We start from the raw sequence: 1,102 nt of genomic DNA on the forward strand, positions 1-1,102 counted from the left end.
TGTGATGTCCAGGGACGTTGTTGCGTGAATCGCTCGTGATTTCTGAGGGGTGAAGGCCTCCGGTTGCGAGAGTGGAGCTGTCTAGAAACCGCTCACGCAACACAGGAGGCCTTCATGTCCCACGCTAACGCTGCTCTGACCCCGCGCGCTCGTTTGCGGCTGGCCAAGCTCATTGTCGAAGAGCATTGGTCCGCCACTGTCGCGGCGAAGATGTTCATGACCTCGCCGCCTACGGCGCGGAAGTGGGCCGCCAGGTTCCGCGTCGAGGGGGCAGCAGGGATGCTCGACAGATCCAGCCGGCCGCGATCGATGCCGACCAAGACCCCTCCCGAGCTGGTCAAACGGATCGTGAAGGCACGGTGGCGACGCCGGCTCGGCCCGGCGCAGATCGCCGCGGAGCTCGGCCTCCCGACCTCGACTGTTCATGCGGTACTGGTGCGCGCGCGGATCAACAGACTCAGTCATATCGATCGGGTTACCGGCGAACCCATCCGCCGATACGAGCATCCCCATCCCGGATCGATGATTCACGTCGACGTGACCAAATTCGGCAGCATCCCCGATGGTGGTGGCTGGCGGTTCGTCGGCAAGCAGCAAGGAGACAAACACAAGGCGACGACGGCTCTCCGCACGGGAAGAACCAGCAAAGGTCACCCGAACATCGGCACCGCATTCGTCCATACCGTTATCGATGACTACTCCCGCGTTGCCTACGCCGAGATCTGCGCCGACGAGAAAGCCGTCACGGCGATCGGTGTCCTTGAACGCGCTGTCGCCTGGTTCGCAGATCGCGGCGTCACAGTCGAGCGCGTCTTATCCGACAACGGGTCGGCCTATCGCTCCTACGCATGGCGAGATGCCTGCACCCTGCTCGGCGTCCGACACAAGCGCACCCGCCCCTATCGTCCACAGACCAATGGCAAGATCGAGCGGTTCCACCGCACCCTCGCCGACGGCTGGGCCTACGCACGCTTCTACGGATCAGAATCCGAACGCCGAGCCGCGCTACCCGCCTGGCTACACACCTACAATCATCACAGGCACCACTCCGCAGTCGGAGCCGCACCCATCAGCAGACTCAACAACCTGCCTGGACATCACA

1 protein-coding gene is annotated in these 1,102 nt (G+C 63.2%); it reads left to right on the plus strand.

What is annotated here, in order from left to right:
* Positions 1–114 precede the first annotated feature (114 nt).
* Positions 115–1,102, plus strand: a 988-nt coding sequence (locus Q0653_RS13995; RefSeq protein ID WP_298745534.1) for an IS481 family transposase, incomplete at its 3' end; no start/stop codon positions are given.

The sequence above is a fragment of the uncultured Microbacterium sp. genome, from assembly GCF_947488465.1.
Classification (GTDB): domain Bacteria; phylum Actinomycetota; class Actinomycetes; order Actinomycetales; family Microbacteriaceae; genus Microbacterium.